The following is a 15367-nucleotide window of genomic DNA, read 5'->3' as shown; positions in this document are numbered from 1 at the left end:
GGAGTCAGTTTGGTAGTTGAACCATGCACTTACGGGGCGAGCGAGGGCTCGACGGCAATCGCGACTTTGCCGCGAAGGCCATTGTTGGGTGTCTCCAGCAGCGCATGTGCGCTGGAAATATCAGCCAGCGAATAGACCGCACCTACATGTGGGCGCAGTTGGCCACGCTCGACCAATGCGCTGAGCTCATCGAGCTTGCCGCGGTTCTGACGGGTGAAGACGAAGTGGTAACTGGCGTTCTTGCCCCAGGCCTGAATCAGGTTCTGCGGCTTGGCGATGTCCACGATCGAGACCACGCGGCCGAGCTGAGCGAGCGCGTCGGGGCTACGGGTCAAGGTGTCGCCGCCGATGGTGTCGAAGATCACATCCACGCCCTGGCCATCGGTTTCCCGCAGGATGGCGTCAACGTAATCCTCTTGTTCATAGTCGATGACCACGTCGGCGCCCAGACCCCGGGCGAACTCGAAGTTCGCTTCGCGCACGGTGGTGAACACCCGAGCGCCAATGGCTTTTGCCACCTGGATCGCGACATGACCGACGCCACCCGCGCCGCCGTGGATCAGAATGCTTTCCCCGACCCGCAGCGATACGCGCCCGACCAGTGCTTCCCACACCGTTCCGCCTACCAGCGCCAGGCTTGCTGCCTCGAGGTGGCCCAGCGATGCCGGCTTCTTGCCAATGATGCTTTCGGACGCAACGTGGTATTCGGCGTAACTGCCGTCACCTTCGAAAATCTGCGTGGTGTACCAGACCTCATCGCCTGGCACGAAGCTCGTCACACCTGGGCCGACCGCTTCGACAACGCCGGAGACGTCATGCCCGGTGATGGCGGGGAGGGGAACGTAATCGACGTAGTCGCCACGACGTACCTGGTAGTCCAACGGGTTGATGGAGGTTGCGTGAACCCGCACCAGGACTTGTCCTGCCTGCGGTACAGGCTTGGCCACTTCGCTCAGTTCGAATGCGTTCGGGCCGCCAAAGGATTTGAGAATTTGCGCTTTCATTGTGTGGTTCCTTGTTTCTGGAAAAAGGGATATAGGGAATTTTCGATATAGTGATGCAAAAAAATGAGGCGACTGTGCCTAGGGTCTCTGCATTGTCAGTCCTTGTTTCGGTTAAAAGGGATATCGAGAAATGTCGATATAACAGGTTAAAAAATTACAGCTCCTTGCCGATGATCTCGGCCAGGGCGCGGATATTGGCTTCATTGCGCTTGTAATAGGTCCACTGACCAATCCGACGGACTTCGACCAGGCCTACACGTTGCAGCGTCGCGAGGTAGTCGGACACCGTCGACTGCGACAGACCGACGCCTTCCTGAATACTGCTGACGCAGACGCCCACGGTGTGAACGTCCCCTTCATCTTGCGGAGGAAAGTTCTTCACCGGATCCTTCAGCCCCTTGAGGATTCCAAGGCGGGTGGGATTCGAGAGGGCTTTGAATACATTGATCAGGTCCATGGGTGGCGATAATATCGAGATTTACCGATATGTCAATTCATATATCTGCCGTTCGTCGCGCGGGTGGCCTGCCACCGAGCCACGGGAGTCTCCCGCAGCAGGGTCCGGATATGTGGCTGACGCCCATCTCAGCGCTTGTTCAAGCGCTTTGCCAGTCTGTCTCCACTCAGTTGGATCAGACTGACCAGCACCACCAGGGCGACGATCACGGTGATCATTACCTGGCTGTCGAAGCGTTGGTAACCGTAGCGGTAGGCCAGGTCGCCGAGGCCACCTGCGCCGATGGCACCGGCCATGGCCGAGGAGTTGATCATGGTTACCAGGGTGATGGTGAAACCGCCGACGATTCCAGGCAGGGCCTCGGGCAGCAGCACGTGCCAGACGATGTGCCAACGCCGGCAACCCATGGCCTGGGCCGCTTCGATCAGGCCGTGGTCGACTTCGCGCAGGCTGACTTCGGCGATGCGCGCGAAGAACGGCGTAGCAGCGATGGTCAGCGGCACGACGGCGGCCCAGACGCCGTAGGTGGTGCCGACGATCAGGCGGGTGAAAGGGATCAGCGCCACCATCAGGATCAGGAACGGAATCGAGCGGAACAGGTTGACGATGGCGCCCAGCACCTGGTTCAGCCGGGGTGCCTCGAAGATGCCGCCCTTGCTGCTGGTGACCAGAAACACCGCCAGCGGAATGCCGGCCAGCAACGCCAGCAGCGAGGACACACCGACCATCAGCAGGGTGTCGAGCAAACCTTGCCAGAGGCGATCAAGCAGCAGTGACATAGCCCAGTACCTCCAGGTGATCGGCCAATGGCCGTGCGTTGTCGAGCAGGGTGGAATGGGCGAATGATGACGGGCCGACGGCGAGAATCAGATGGCCCACCGCATGGCCCTGGATCTGTTCGAGGCTGGCATCGAGCAGCGTTACGCGGCCGCCGAGTGCTGTGCCGATGGCGGGCAGATCCGGCTCCAGGCCGCTGCCGGTGAAGTGCAAGCGCAGGATCAGGTCATCGTCAAAGTTTTCGCGCTCGCTGCGCAGGCGCTCTTGCAGACGAGCCGGCAGGGCATGTTGCAGTGGCGCGAGCAGGGTGCGCGTCACTTCGTGTCGGGGTGCGCCGAATACCCGCCACACCGGCCCCTGTTCGACCACTTCGCCGCGTTCCAGCACCACCACGCGGTCGCAGATTTCGCGAATCACCGCCATCTCGTGGGTGATCAGTACCACGGTGAGATTCAGGCGCTGGTTGATCTCGCGCAGCAGGCCGAGGATCGCCTGGGTGGTTTCCGGGTCCAGCGCGCTGGTGGCCTCGTCGCAGAGCAATATCTGCGGGTCGTGCACCAGGGCGCGGGCGATGCCCACGCGCTGTTTCTGCCCGCCGGAAAGCTGCGTCGGATAGGCCGTGTGCTTGTCCTGCAGGCCGACCAGTTCGAGCAGTTCGCGCACTTTATGCTGGCGTGCTTCGCGCGGCACGCCGGCGACCTTCAGTGGCAGCTCGACGTTCTGCCACACGGTCTTGGCCGACATCAGGTTGAAGTGCTGGAAGATCATGCCGATGCGACGGCGCAGGGCGACCAGCTGATCTTGGTCATACAGTGCGATGTCGAGGCCATCGATCAGTACGCGGCCGCTGCTGGGCTGTTCCAGGCGGTTGATGGTGCGCAACAGCGAGGACTTGCCCGCGCCACTACGACCGATGATGCCGAACACCTCGCCACGGGTGATCGCCAGGTCGATGTCGCGCAGCGCCTGCACCGGGCCACTGGCTCCCTCGTAGGCCTTGCCCAGGTTGGCGAAGCGCAGGTGCGCGTCGAGGTGCGTGCTGGCCTGTATGGCTTGTTGCAGATGGGGATCGAAGCCGCTCATGTCAGCTTTCCCAGCCGGGTTGATAGAGCTTGCCGTGGGCCTTGTCCAGCGCGGCGCGCACGGCCGGTGAGTGCTGGTAGATGTCGATGAACTGGAGCAGGCGCGCGTCCTTGGCTTTGGCCGGCTGGGCGACGAACTGGATGATGTACTCGGGGTTATCCAGGCCGTCGAACAGCAGCGCCGACTCCGGGTCATGGGTGCCGGCGAGGCGGATGTAGTGCGGGTAGCCCTGGGCCACGTCCACTTCATCCAGGGCGCGCACCAGTTGCACGGCCTCCAGCTCGATGATGCGGATGTTCTTCGGGTTGGCGGTGATGTCGTCCAGAGTGGCCTTGTAACCGACGTCCGGCTTGAGCTCGATCAGCCCGGCCTTGCGCAGCAGTTGCAGGCCACGTCCGCCATTGATCGGGTCGTTGGCGATGGCCACCTTGGCGCCGTCCGGCAGGGTGGAGAAATCCTTGTGCTTCTTCGAGTACAGGCCGACGTTGTTGAGCACGCCGCGCGCCACCGGCACCAGGTCGTAGCCGCCTTCGGACTTGGCGTTTTCCAGAAAGGGGATGTGCTGGAAGTAGTTCACGTCGATGTCGCCGTTGGCCAGGCTGACATTGGGCGCGATCCAGTCGGTGAACTCGATCAGTTCGACTTCCAGGCCTTGTTTCTTCGCCTCGGCCACGGCCACTTCCAGCGGCGGAGCGAAGGCTGCGGTGGTGCCGAGTTTCAGGGCCGGTTCGGCCTGGGCTAGGGTGCTGGCGGCGAGCAGGGTGCCGAGGGTCAGGGTTTTCAGGGTCTTGAGCATGATGGTGTCCTTGTGGTGGGTCAGAGCAGGCTCAGCGCATTGCTGCTGAGGCCTCGCAATTCGCGGGTGTGACTGTGCGGGTGGTGCAGACGGGCGGGGTCGCGCCAAGCGGCACCGGGGTGATCGGACGGCAGGCGCGGGCCCTGGCCGAACAGCTTGTGGCGCAGGGCACCGTCTGCGTAGGCGGTCTTGTAGCGGCCACGGCGTTGCAGCTCGGGAATCACCAGGTCGATGAAGTCGGCGTAACTTTCCGGGGTGACGATGCGCGTGAGGTTGAAACCGTCCAGGCCGGTGGCATCGATCCAGGCGATCAGTTGCTCGGCCACTTGCTGCGGTGAGCCGACCACCAGCGGGTAGCGGCCGCCGAGGGCGTGCTGCTGCAGCAGGCGGCGTTTGCTCCAGCCGCTGAAGGTCTTGGCCACTGACTCGATGGCGTTGGTCTTGCGCGGCTGGATCGGCTCATCGAGGCCGAAGGCGGCCAGGTCGATGCCGGTGGAGCTGGAGAAATGCGCGATGCCGGCTTCCGGGCTGGCGTAGCGCAGGTATTCGGCATGTTTGTCGCGGGCCTCGGCCTCGGTCGGCGCGACGATCACGGCGATGCCCATGAACACCTTGATGCTCTCGGCTGCGCGACCGGCCGCCACAGCGCTGGCGCGCACCTTGTCGACCTGGTTGCGCACCGCCGCGTGGTCGTTGCCGCCGATGAACACGCACTCGGCATGCTCGCCGGCGAAACGCAGGCCGCGTGGCGACGAGCCGGCCTGGAACAGCAGCGGCGTGCGTTGCGGCGATGGCTGGCTGAGGTGATAACCCTCGACCTGATAAAACTCGCCCTGGTGACGCACCTTGTGCACCTTGCCGGGCTGGGCGTAAACGCGGCGTTCGCGGTCGGCCAGCACGGCATCGTCCTGCCAGCTGCCTTCGAGCAGCTTGTAGAGCACTTGCAGGTACTCGTCGGCCTGGTCGTAACGGCGGTCGTGCTCGACCTGCTGCGGCTGGCCCATGGCCTTGGCCGCGCTGTCCAGGTAGCCGGTGACGATGTTCCAGCCGACGCGCCCTTGAGTGAGATGGTCGAGGGTCGATAGGCGCCGGGCGAAGGTGTAGGGCGCCTCGTAGCTGAGGTTGGCAGTCACGCCGAAACCCAGGTGCCGGGTCACCCCGGCCATGGCCGAGACCAGCAGCAAAGGGTCGTTGACCGGCAACTGGATGGCCTCTTGCAGTGGCAGGTCGATGCCATTCTGGTACACGTCGTAGACGCCGAGGATATCGGCGATGAACAGCCCGTCGAACAGCCCGCGTTCGAGCAACTGCGCCAGTTCCGTCCAGTAGCTCAACTGGTTGAAGTCAGTCGAGCGGTCGCGCGGGTGCGTCCACAGCCCGTGATGGATATGCCCGATGCAGTTCATGTTGAAGGCGTTGAGGAGGATTTCCTGGGCCATTAGATCGTCCCCCGGCGCGGTGGCAGTCGCTCGTTGAGCACGTAATTGCCGATGGCGTGGTACTTCCAGCGCACCGGGTCGTGCAGGGTGTGGGTGCGCGCATTGCGCCAGTGGCGGTCAAGGCCGTACTCGGCCAGGGTGGCGCGGCTGCCGGACAGCTCCAGCAGCTTGCTGGAAATCAGCAGCGAGACTTCGGTGCTGATGGCGCGCGCTTCGGCCACGGCAATCGAGGCCGCGGCGACGCTGCGTTCATCTGGCGCAGCCTGGGCGCGATCGACGAATTCGCCAGCGCGCTCCAGCAACGCTTCGCTGGCGTGCAGGCGAATCACCAGACGGCCGATTTCCTGCTGGGTCAGCGGGTCGTCGCTGGCCTTGTCGATGCTGGCGTCGATCCAGGGGCGCGACTTGTGACGGACGAACTGCAGCAGGTCTTCGTAGGCCGCGCGGGCGATACCGGTGTCGATGGCCGCATGCAGCAACTGGGCGAAAGGGCCGGCGGTGGTCGGACGGTCAAAGGCGCTCTGGAATGGCACCACGTCGTCGGCGTGCACCGGCACGTTGTCGAGCAGTACCGAACCACTGCCGGTGGTGCGCTGGCCGAAGCCGCTCCAGTCATCGATCACTTGCAGGCCGGGCGCCTGACGCGGGATGAAGGCCAGTTGGCCGCGGCCTTCATCGTCCACCGCGAGGGTGGGAATACGCTGCGCATAGAGCGCACCGGTGGCGTAGAACTTGCGCCCGTTGACGCGGTAGTGCTCGCCATCGCGGCTCAGTCGCGTGTTGCGATCCAGCGCCGTCTTGGTGCCGAGTTCGGCCAGGGCATTGCCGAAGCGCTTGCCAGCCAGCACTTCGCCGTAAAGGCGACGCTGTTGCGCTTCGCTGCCGTTGATGCGCAGCACTTCCAGGGCATAGAAGTGGTTCTGCGGAATCTGCCCGAGTGAGCCATCGGCCTGGGCAATGCGGGCAATGACTTTGGCCAGGGTGACGCTGGAAACGCCCGCGCCGCCAAAGGCCTTGGGCGCGCTGATGGCCCACAGGCCGGAGTGGCTGAACAGTTCCAGTTCGCTGTGTGGCAGGCGCCGTTCGCGGTCGCGCTCGGCGCTGCCAGGGCTCAGTACCTGGGCCAGGGTTTCGGCCACGTCGAGGGCCTCGGCGTCGCTGCGAATCAGCGCCACCGTATGAGTGAGAGGTGCGTTCATGGCTCAGATCCAGGAATGGCGGGCAGGATGACGTTGGTTGAGGTGCCATGCGCCGATGGCGTGGTACTTCCAGCGCACCGGATCGTGCAGAGTGTGGGTGCGTGCATTGCGCCAATGGCGGTCGAGGCCGAACTCGGTGAGGGTGGCGCGACTGCCGGCCAACTCCAGCAACTTCTCGCTGGCAGTCAGGGAGATCTCGGTGGTGAGCGCCTTGGCTTCGGCCACCGCGATGGAAGCACGAGCAGCTGCGTCGGCATCGATAGGTGCAGCGGCGACTGCATCGAGCACATGACCGGCCTCCTGCAGCAGTGCTTCGGCAGCGTGCAGCTCTATTTGCAGGCGACCGACATCGGCGATCACGTAGAGGTCGTCGGCGGCACGCTCGACCTTGGCATCGATCCATGGGCGTGACTTGTGCCGTACGAACTCCAGTGTGTCGCGCAGCGCGCCGTCGGCGATGCCGAGGTCGATCGCGGCCTGAATCAACTGCGAGAAGGCGCCCTGAATACTCGGCTTGTCGGCCAGTGGCCAGAGCGGAATCAGGTTGTTCTCGTCGACCTCCATCTCATTGAGCAGCACGGTGCCGCTGGCGGTGGTGCGCTGGCCGAAGCCGGACCAATCGTTGACCACTCGCAGGCCAGGGCGCCCGCGCTGGATGAAGGCCAGCCAGGGCCGGCCCTGTTCGTCCAGCGCCTTGGCGGCGATCCAGTGGGCGAAGAGGGCGCCGGTGGAGTAGAACTTCTCGCCGCTGAATAGCCAGCGACCGCCGCGTTGCACCAGGCGCGCCTGGATATCCAGGGTGTGCTTGCTGCCACGTTCGGGCCCACCGTTGCCGATGCGCGAGCCGGCCAGCACGCTGGCGAACAGGCGCTGCTGTTGTTCGGGGTTGGCGCCGGCTTGCAACAGGCCGAGCAGGCCGAACTGGTTCTGCGGAATCTGCCCCAGGGCCGGGTCGACCGCGGAGATGATGCGAAACACTTCGGCGATGGTCACGTGGGATAATTGCGGGCCGCCGAAGGCGCGCGGTACGGCGATGCTACCGAGGCCGCTGGCGGTGAAACGCTCCACCAGTTCCCAGGGCAGGCGACGTTCACGGTCGCGCAGAATGACTTCTACCTGCGCCGCCTCTGCCAGGGCATGTGCAACCTGCAGGGCTTCGGCGTCAGTGCTGAGAACAGCGGCGGGGTATAGCGCGGGGGCGACGTCCTGGTCGCTGTCTTCAAGGGTAATCGGACTGGTCATGCAAACCTCATCTTGTGGATGTGCCGCAACGGCACCGGGATGAGGGCGCAACGGAGCGGTGGAAAAATCGAGGCTCCGGTGGTCCGGTTTTTATACCCTATTGGATTTAAATATTTCAGTTAAATACGATTTTCGAATAACGATGTGCTCGGAAGTTGGGTGGTGAATGGCCGCCTCACATTGAAGGAGCGGCTTTTCGCCATGGGCGATCCTGCTTTCTGGGGCTTTCACCATGCGGGGCACGTCGGACCGACTGACGTCCGCGCTCGCTGGCCTGATAGCGCCTGATTACTTAGGCAGCCATGCTTGCAGTCCTGATGCTGCCTCCCTGAATGATTCTTGAGTAGCTCCGCGCTTGGCGATGTACACCACTCCTATCGGAAACGACTTCAGTTACTGGCAAGCGACTGATGGGTACTCGAGCCGCCCAGCGCTTTGAAAGCCGCCACTGCAGCACGGGCCGATTCGGTTTGCGCCTGGGCTTTTGCATCGGAGGCGCGCAACAGGTTTTCGTCTGCTTGCAGCACCTCGATCAGACTAACGACGCCTTGCTGATAAGAGGCGAAGGAAGCCTGCCGTGCACGACTGAGTGAGTTTACCCCCATCTCTAGAAGATGAGCCTGCTCCTCGCGCTTGGCCAAGGCCGAGAGGGCGTTCTCCACGTCCTCGGTGGCGCGCAGTACAGCGAGGCGATAGGCCGCCAGTTGTTCGGCTTCCTGGCCTTTGGCGAGGTCGATCTGGGCGTCGATACGGGCGAAGTCGAACAGGCGCCAGCGCAGGCCAAGTACACCGCTCATCTGGCTGGCGCCGCTGCTGAACAGGCTGCCGTCAGATACCGATGTGGCGCTGCCGATCAACCCGCTCAGTGAGAACTTCGGGTAATACTCGGCGATGGCTGCGCCAATGCGTGCGTTCGTGGCGGCCAGACGGCGCTCGGCTACGATCAGATCGGGCCGGCGCCGCAGCAGGTCGCCAGGCGTGCCGATCACGGCAATCTGCGGAGCTGCTGGGATGGCCTCGGCTTTGGCCAGCTCGGCGCGGTGCGTGCCAGGTTGTGAGCCGAGTAGTACGTCGAGGGCATTCATCGCTACCTCCAGCCCTGTTTCCAACACAGGCACCGAGGCGCGCACCTGGGCGAGCGCGCCGCTGGCCTGGTGCACCTGCAGTTCGGCGGCAAGCCCTTGGCCGTACAGTAGTTCGATGGTGTCCAGCAGTTCCTCTTGCGTCTGCACTTGCTGGCGGGCCACGGCGATGCGGGTTTGCAGTCCGCGAATGGTGATATAGATATCGGCAGCCTGGGCTGCAACGGCGAGCCGGGTGGCGCTGACGCCAGCCTTCGAGGCTTGGTACTCGGCCAGCGCCGCTTCGTGGTCACGACGTAAACCGCCGAATACATCCAGCTCCCAGCTGGCAACGAGATTGGCTTCGTAGCTGTTGCCGTAGCGATCAAAGTCCGGTGTGGCGTTCAGCATCTGCCCCAGTGGTGTCTCCACCGACTGATAGCCCCGTCCCATCTGTCCGCTGATAGAGCCGGACGGTAACAGCGCAGAATTGGCTACACCCAGACCGGCGCGAGCCTGGGTGATGCGTGCAGTGGCCTGGGCCAAATCCAGGTTTTGCTCCAGCGCCAGGGTCACGAAGTGGGTCAGTTGCGGATCGCCAAAACCACTCCACCAGTTGGCGAACTCGACTTGCGCGTGGGCAGGGCGGTCGTCCACGGCGGTTTGGTCCAGGAATCCGTCGGACAGCGAAACTACAGGGCGTTGGTAGTCGGGGCCGACCGCGCAGCCTGCCATCAGGCCGGTGCTGATCAGTACGACGAGGGTGCGCTTTGACAGCATGGGATTTTCTTCCGGAGTAAAGATGAGTCTGTAGATTAAGTGACCATAATACATTTTGGTCACTTGTTGTCCATCATCCAAGCGCTCTGTAGGCTATGCCCCCATGAACAAGACTCCCTCTCCCAAAGTTGCAGCGCGTGGTCCGGTGGATCACGAGGTGCGTGATCAGATCGTGGCGGCGGCTACCGAGCACTTCCGTCTGTATGGCTACGAGAAAACCACGGTTTCCGATCTGGCCAAGGCCATCGGTTTTTCCAAGGCCTACATTTACAAGTTCTTCGAGTCCAAGCAGGCCATTGGCGAGATGATCTGCTCGAACTGCCTGCAGCAGATACAGGCCGATGTGAGGGCCGCCGTCGACGAGATCGACAGCCCCCCGGAAAAGCTCCGGCGCATGCTCAAGGCCTTGGTGGAGTCATGCCTACGGCTGTTCTTCCTTGATCGCAAGCTCTATGACATCGCTGCCTCCGCCGCCTCCGGGCGTTGGCCGGCGACCCTTGTCTATGAAGCTTTCATCGAGCAAACCATCAGCGACATCCTGCAGCAGGGACGGCAGAGCGGCGACTTCGAGCGCAAGACGCCGCTGGATGAAACCACTCGTGCGATTCAACTGATCATGCGCCCCTGTTTCAACCCGCTGCTGCTGCAGCATGGGCTCGATACCACCGATGAAGCGCCGGCGCTGTTGTCCAGTCTGATACTACGCAGCCTGTCCCCCTGATTTGTGACTATTGACTAATTTGGTCACTGGAATCAAAGTGAGGCTCCCTACGACTTCGCAACGGGTTCCTCATGCGCCGGCGCAACCTCCTTTTGTCCACCCTCATCGGCGTGATGCCGTTTGCGCTGGTCGCATGCAGCGATCAAGCCCCCTCCGATCCACGCACTGAAACGCCGCTGGTGCGTGTTGCCACCGTCCAGGTGGCGGTCAGTGGGTCGCGCTCCTTCACCGGTATCGTCGCGGCTCGTGTTCAGAGCGACCTGGGCTTTCGGGTGTCGGGCAAGGTGCTGGAGCGGTTGGTGGATACCGGCCAGTCGGTCAAGCGTGGCCAGGTGCTGCTGCGTCTCGATCCCGTCGACCTCAAGCTCGCTGCCCATGCGCAGCGCGAAGCCGTCGCTGCCGCGCGAGCGCGAGCGCAGCAAGCCATCGATGATGAGGCCCGCTACCGCGCCTTGCGCGGCACTGGCGCGGTTTCGGTATCCGCTTACGATCAATACAAGGCGGCAGCGGCTACGGCCCGAGCGCAGCTCAGCGCGGCCGAGGCCCAGGCCGAGGTCGCTCGCAATGCGACGCGCTATGCCGAGCTGTTGGCCGATGCCGATGGCATCGTTATGGAGACGTTGGTCGAGCCCGGTCAGGTCGTCAGTGCCGGCCAGCCCGTGGTGCGCTTGGCGCATGCGGGGCCAAGGGAGGCCGTCGTGCAGTTGCCGGAAACGCTGCGCCCCGCAGTTGGATCCGCCGCCCAGGCCACGCTCTTCGGTAAAGACGCCAGCAGCGTCGCGACCCGCCTGCGGCAGCTTTCGGATGTGGCTGACCGCCTGACGCGGACCTTCGAGGCGCGTTATGTGCTCGAAGGTGAACTGGCCAATGCGCCGCTGGGGACCACCATCACGCTGCAGATCGCCAATGGTAAGGCTCTTGCGGCCAACGCCCTGCAGGTACCGCTCGCTGCGTTGCACGATGCGGGCAAGGGGCCGGGGGTGTGGGTCATTCGTGGGGAGCCGGCCCACGTGTCCTGGCAGCCGGTTGCTGTGCAGCATCTGGATGATGAGCAGGCACGCATCACCGGCCCGCTCGAACAGGGCGAGCAGATCGTCGCGCTCGGCGCGCATCTGTTGCGCGAAGGTCAGCAGGTGCGGGTGGCCGGCCAAGCCGCTGTCGCCGCTGCCGAGGGCGTGCGGCCATGAGCGAGGGGCGTTTCAACCTGTCGGCCCTCGCTGTACGTGAGCGCTCAGTCACCTTATTTCTGGTCTGCCTGATCTCCCTGGCGGGGCTCATTGCCTTCTTCAAACTGGGACGGGCCGAAGACCCAGCCTTTACCGTCAAGGTCATGACCATCGTCAGCGCCTGGCCGGGCGCCACCGCCCAGGAGATGCAGGATCAGGTCGCCGAGAAGATCGAGAAGCGCCTGCAGGAGCTGCGCTGGTACGACCGTAGCGAGACCTACACCCGACCGGGCCTGGCCTTCACCACGCTGAGTCTGCTCGACACTACGCCGCCTTCTGAGGTGCCGGAGGAGTTCTACCAGGCGCGCAAAAAGATCAGCGACGAGGCGAAAACGCTGCCAGCCGGGGTGATCGGCCCTCTGGTCAACGACGAATATTCCGACGTCACCTTCGCCCTGTTCGCACTCAAGGCCAAGGGCGAGCCGCAGCGCCACCTGGTGCGCGATGCCGAGACATTGCGCCAACGCCTCCTGCACGTGCCGGGGATGAAGAAGGTCAACATCATCGGCGAGCAGGCCGAGCGCATCTTCGTCGAGTTCTCCCATGAGCGCCTGGCGACCCTGGGCATTGGCCCGCAGGAGGTGTTCGCCGCGCTCAACGGGCAGAACGCGCTGACCCCGGCGGGCTCAGTAGAAACCCGTGGCCCGGACGTGTTCCTGCGCCTGGACGGCGCCTTTGATGAACTGCAGAAGATTCGCGATACGCCGGTGATCGCCCAGGGCCGAACCCTGAAACTGTCGGATGTCGCCACGGTCAAGCGCGGCTATGAGGACCCGGCGACCTTCCTGATTCGCAACGGTGGCGAGCCGGCCCTGCTGCTCGGCATTGTAATGCGCGAGGGTTGGAACGGGCTCGACCTAGGCAAGGCGCTGAACGCCGAAGTGAGTGCGATCAACGCCGAGCTGCCGCTGGGCATGAGCCTGAGCAAGGTCACCGACCAGGCCGTCAACATCGCCTCGTCGGTTGACGAGTTTATGGTCAAGTTCTTCGTCGCGCTGTTGGTGGTCATGCTGGTGTGCTTCGTCAGCATGGGCTGGCGCGTCGGTGTCGTGGTCGCCGTGGCAGTGCCGCTGACGCTGGCGATGGTCTTCGTGGTGATGGCTGCCAGCGGCAAGAACTTCGACCGCATCACCCTGGGCTCGCTGATTCTGGCATTGGGTCTGCTGGTAGACGACGCCATCATCGCCATCGAGATGATGGTGGTGAAGATGGAGGAGGGCTACGACCGCGTGCAGGCCTCCGCCTATGCCTGGAGCCATACGGCGGCGCCGATGCTCTCCGGTACCCTGGTCACCGCCGTGGGCTTTATGCCCAACGGTTTTGCCCGCTCCACCGCTGGCGAATACACCAGCAACATGTTCTGGATCGTCGGTATCGCGTTGATCGCTTCCTGGCTGGTCGCGGTAGTCTTCACACCTTACTTCGGCGTCAAGCTGCTGCCCGCAATCAAAAAGGTCGAGGGCGGCCATGACGCCATCTACGACACCCCGCGCTACAACCGTTTTCGCCAGCTACTGGGCCGGGTTATTGCCCACAAGTGGCTGGTCGCCGGCTCGGTGGTCGGGTTGTTCGTGACTGCCGTGCTTGGCATGGGCCTGGTCAAGAAGCAGTTCTTCCCCATCTCCGACCGCCCCGAGGTGCTGGTCGAGGTGCAGATGCCCTACGGCACCTCCATTACCCAGACCAGCGCCGCCGCGGAAAAAATCGAGGCCTGGCTGGCTCAGCAGGAAGAAGCGAAGATCGTCACCGCCTACATCGGCCAGGGCGCGCCGCGCTTCTTTATGGCCATGGGGCCGGAGCTACCGGATCCATCGTTCGCCAAGATTGTCGTGCGCACCGACAGCGCGCAAGAGCGTGAGGCGCTGAAGCACCGGTTGCGCAACGTGATTGCCGAGGGGCTCGCCAGCGAAGCGCAGGTGCGCGTCAGCCAACTGGTATTCGGCCCGTATTCGCCGTACCCAGTCGCTTATCGCGTCACCGGCCCGAACCCGGACACGCTGCGTGATATCGCTGCCGAGGTGCAACAGGTGCTGGATGCCAGCCCGCTGATGCGCACGGTCAATAGCGATTGGGGTACCCGCGTGCCTGCGTTGCACTTCAACCTGCAGCAGGATCGCCTGCAGGCGGTGGGGCTGACCTCCAGCGCCGTTGCACAACAGTTGCAGTTCCTGCTCAGCGGCGTACCGATCACCGCCGTACGCGAAGACATCCGCACGGTGCAGGTGATGGCCCGGGCGGGCGGCGATATCCGCTTCGATCCAACCCGCGTCATGGACTTCACCCTGGCCGGTGCCGATGGCCAGCGCATCCCGTTGTCGCAGGTCGGCACCGTGGAGGTGCGCATGGAAGAGCCGATCATGCGTTGGCGCGACCGGATGCCGACTATCACCGTGCGTGGCGATATCGCCGAAGGTCTGCAACCGCCGGATGTTTCGACGGCCATCACCCAGCAGTTGCAAGCGATCATGGAGAAGCTACCGAGCGGTTATCGCATCGAGCAGGCGGGCTCCATCGAAGAATCGGGCAAGGCCATGGTCGCCATGTTGCCGCTGTTCCCGATCATGCTGGCCGTCACGCTGATCATCATCATCCTGCAGGTGCGTTCGATCTCCGCAATGATCATGGTCTTCCTGACCAGCCCGCTGGGGCTGATCGGTGTGGTGCCGACGCTGATCCTGTTCCAGCAGCCGTTCGGTATCAATGCATTGGTCGGCCTGATCGCGCTGTCCGGCATCCTGATGCGCAACACGCTGATCCTGATCGGGCAAATCCACCACAACGAACAGGCCGGTCTCGAGCCGTTCCGCGCCGTGGTCGAGGCCACCGTGCAGCGCGCCCGGCCGGTGATCCTCACCGCACTGGCGGCGATCCTGGCGTTCATCCCGCTGACCCATTCGGTGTTCTGGGGCACGCTCGCCTACACCCTGATCGGCGGCACCCTGGCAGGCACCGTGCTGACTCTGGTGTTCCTGCCGGCCATGTATGCCATCTGGTTCGGCATCAAGCTCGTCCCCCCTGGCTGGATCACGGAGGCGCAGCCTGCATGAGCCACACATCTCATTTCTTCAGAGGAACTGCTATGTCGATCCCCTCTGTCGTTCTCATCACGGGCGTGTCATCGGGAATCGGTCGCGCTGCTGCAGAGCTATTCGTCAAACGCGGCTGCCGGGTGTTCGGCAGCGTGCACATCGACTACCTCGCACCCCATCAATGGTGTGGAGCTGATTCGCATGGATATCCGCGACAAAGCCTCGATCCACACAGAGTGTCGAGTCTGTCGTGGCCGAGGTCGGTCGTATCGACTGCTGGTCAACAGTGTCGGCATGACCCTGTTGGGGGCGACAGAGGAAACCTCCATCGCCGAGGCTCAGGCGCTGTTCGACACCAACGTCTTCGACACCTTGCGCGTCGGCGATACAGGTGAACGTGCGCAAAGCTCCGGCGCCCGAGGATGTCGCCGCGACCATCGTCGATGGTCGACCTAGGGCGTGGAAAATGCGCCATACCCCCAAAGACGAGGCCAACCTGCTCAGACGCCTGCGCTGCTTTATGCCGACTGGCCCAGTCGACTCGGGCCTGCGC

General features: G+C 63.5%; 13 protein-coding genes. 4 read left to right on the top strand and 9 right to left on the bottom strand.

Features of this window, described 5'->3' with window-relative positions; all coding sequences use genetic code 11:
• Nucleotides 1–29: 29 nt before the first annotated feature.
• The 9 genes from BM059_RS19785 to BM059_RS19745 form a co-directional block, all read right to left on the bottom strand.
• Complete coding sequence (locus BM059_RS19785) at nucleotides 30–1004, bottom strand: zinc-dependent alcohol dehydrogenase family protein (RefSeq protein WP_074941046.1); 975 nt, start codon at nucleotides 1002–1004, stop codon at nucleotides 30–32.
• 154 nt (nucleotides 1005–1158) lie between these two features.
• Nucleotides 1159–1461 carry an ArsR/SmtB family transcription factor gene (locus BM059_RS19780; RefSeq protein ID WP_074941045.1) on the bottom strand — a complete coding sequence of 101 codons (303 nt, stop codon included), beginning with the start codon at nucleotides 1459–1461 and terminating at the stop codon, nucleotides 1159–1161.
• A gap of 128 nt (nucleotides 1462–1589) precedes the next feature.
• Nucleotides 1590–2234, bottom strand: coding sequence for a methionine ABC transporter permease (locus BM059_RS19775; protein ID WP_139220775.1), 645 nt, complete (start codon nucleotides 2232–2234; stop codon nucleotides 1590–1592).
• Entirely contained in the window at nucleotides 2224–3321 is a 1098-nt protein-coding gene (locus tag BM059_RS19770; protein ID WP_074941043.1) for a methionine ABC transporter ATP-binding protein, read from the bottom strand. Before BM059_RS19770 ends, BM059_RS19775 begins: the two co-directional genes overlap by 11 nt.
• A 1-nt stretch (nucleotide 3322) precedes the next feature.
• Nucleotides 3323–4117: a MetQ/NlpA family ABC transporter substrate-binding protein gene (locus tag BM059_RS19765; protein WP_074941042.1), complete on the bottom strand. Its 795-nt coding sequence runs from the start codon at nucleotides 4115–4117 to the stop codon at nucleotides 3323–3325.
• Between the two features lie 20 nt (nucleotides 4118–4137).
• Nucleotides 4138–5556 (bottom strand): LLM class flavin-dependent oxidoreductase, encoded by a 1419-nt coding sequence (locus BM059_RS19760; protein ID WP_074941041.1) that lies wholly within the window; start codon nucleotides 5554–5556, stop codon nucleotides 4138–4140.
• Nucleotides 5556–6755: an SfnB family sulfur acquisition oxidoreductase gene (locus tag BM059_RS19755; protein ID WP_074941040.1), complete on the bottom strand. Its 1200-nt coding sequence runs from the start codon at nucleotides 6753–6755 to the stop codon at nucleotides 5556–5558. The genes BM059_RS19760 and BM059_RS19755 overlap by 1 nt, the downstream gene beginning before the upstream one ends.
• 3 nt (nucleotides 6756–6758) lie before the next feature.
• Nucleotides 6759–7997, bottom strand: coding sequence for an SfnB family sulfur acquisition oxidoreductase (locus BM059_RS19750; protein ID WP_074941039.1), 1239 nt, complete (start codon nucleotides 7995–7997; stop codon nucleotides 6759–6761).
• Between the two features lie 389 nt (nucleotides 7998–8386).
• A complete protein-coding gene (locus BM059_RS19745) occupies nucleotides 8387–9838 on the bottom strand; it encodes an efflux transporter outer membrane subunit (protein ID WP_074941038.1) in 1452 nt (483 codons plus the stop codon).
• Between the two features lie 103 nt (nucleotides 9839–9941).
• Between BM059_RS19745 and BM059_RS19740 the strand changes: the two genes are divergently transcribed.
• The 4 genes from BM059_RS19740 to BM059_RS25675 all read left to right on the top strand — a co-directional run bounded on the left by BM059_RS19740 (nucleotide 9942) and on the right by BM059_RS25675 (nucleotide 15270).
• Nucleotides 9942–10559 (top strand): TetR/AcrR family transcriptional regulator, encoded by a 618-nt coding sequence (locus BM059_RS19740; protein WP_074941037.1) that lies wholly within the window; start codon nucleotides 9942–9944, stop codon nucleotides 10557–10559.
• 71 nt (nucleotides 10560–10630) lie between these two features.
• Nucleotides 10631–11746, top strand: coding sequence for an efflux RND transporter periplasmic adaptor subunit (locus BM059_RS19735; RefSeq protein ID WP_074941036.1), 1116 nt, complete (start codon nucleotides 10631–10633; stop codon nucleotides 11744–11746).
• Nucleotides 11743–14832 carry an efflux RND transporter permease subunit gene (locus BM059_RS19730; RefSeq protein ID WP_074941035.1) on the top strand — a complete coding sequence of 1030 codons (3090 nt, stop codon included), beginning with the start codon at nucleotides 11743–11745 and terminating at the stop codon, nucleotides 14830–14832. The genes BM059_RS19735 and BM059_RS19730 overlap by 4 nt, the downstream gene beginning before the upstream one ends.
• 183 nt (nucleotides 14833–15015) lie before the next feature.
• Entirely contained in the window at nucleotides 15016–15270 is a 255-nt protein-coding gene (locus BM059_RS25675; RefSeq protein ID WP_244154437.1) for a Rossmann-fold NAD(P)-binding domain-containing protein, read from the top strand.
• Nucleotides 15271–15367 lie beyond the last annotated feature (97 nt).

The sequence above is a fragment of the Ectopseudomonas composti genome (assembly GCF_900115475.1).
GTDB lineage: Bacteria > Pseudomonadota > Gammaproteobacteria > Pseudomonadales > Pseudomonadaceae > Aquipseudomonas > Aquipseudomonas composti.
This window is presented reverse-complemented; position numbering and strand designations above follow the sequence as displayed.

Excerpts from the sequence above, each read along its gene's own strand:
- BM059_RS19785 (WP_074941046.1), bottom strand. The coding sequence starts at position 1,004 with ATGAAAGCGCAAATTCTCAAATCCTTTGGCGGCCCGAACGCATTCGAA.
- BM059_RS19780 (WP_074941045.1), bottom strand. The coding sequence starts at position 1,461 with ATGGACCTGATCAATGTATTCAAAGCCCTCTCGAATCCCACCCGCCTT.
- BM059_RS19770 (WP_074941043.1), bottom strand. The coding sequence starts at position 3,321 with ATGAGCGGCTTCGATCCCCATCTGCAACAAGCCATACAGGCCAGCACG.
- BM059_RS19765 (WP_074941042.1), bottom strand. The coding sequence starts at position 4,117 with ATGCTCAAGACCCTGAAAACCCTGACCCTCGGCACCCTGCTCGCCGCC.
- BM059_RS19760 (WP_074941041.1), bottom strand. The coding sequence starts at position 5,556 with ATGGCCCAGGAAATCCTCCTCAACGCCTTCAACATGAACTGCATCGGG.
- BM059_RS19755 (WP_074941040.1), bottom strand. The coding sequence starts at position 6,755 with ATGAACGCACCTCTCACTCATACGGTGGCGCTGATTCGCAGCGACGCC.
- BM059_RS19750 (WP_074941039.1), bottom strand. The coding sequence starts at position 7,997 with ATGACCAGTCCGATTACCCTTGAAGACAGCGACCAGGACGTCGCCCCC.
- BM059_RS19745 (WP_074941038.1), bottom strand. The coding sequence starts at position 9,838 with ATGCTGTCAAAGCGCACCCTCGTCGTACTGATCAGCACCGGCCTGATG.
- BM059_RS19740 (WP_074941037.1), top strand. The coding sequence starts at position 9,942 with ATGAACAAGACTCCCTCTCCCAAAGTTGCAGCGCGTGGTCCGGTGGAT.
- BM059_RS19735 (WP_074941036.1), top strand. The coding sequence starts at position 10,631 with ATGCGCCGGCGCAACCTCCTTTTGTCCACCCTCATCGGCGTGATGCCG.
- BM059_RS19730 (WP_074941035.1), top strand. The coding sequence starts at position 11,743 with ATGAGCGAGGGGCGTTTCAACCTGTCGGCCCTCGCTGTACGTGAGCGC.
- BM059_RS25675 (WP_244154437.1), top strand. The coding sequence starts at position 15,016 with ATGGATATCCGCGACAAAGCCTCGATCCACACAGAGTGTCGAGTCTGT.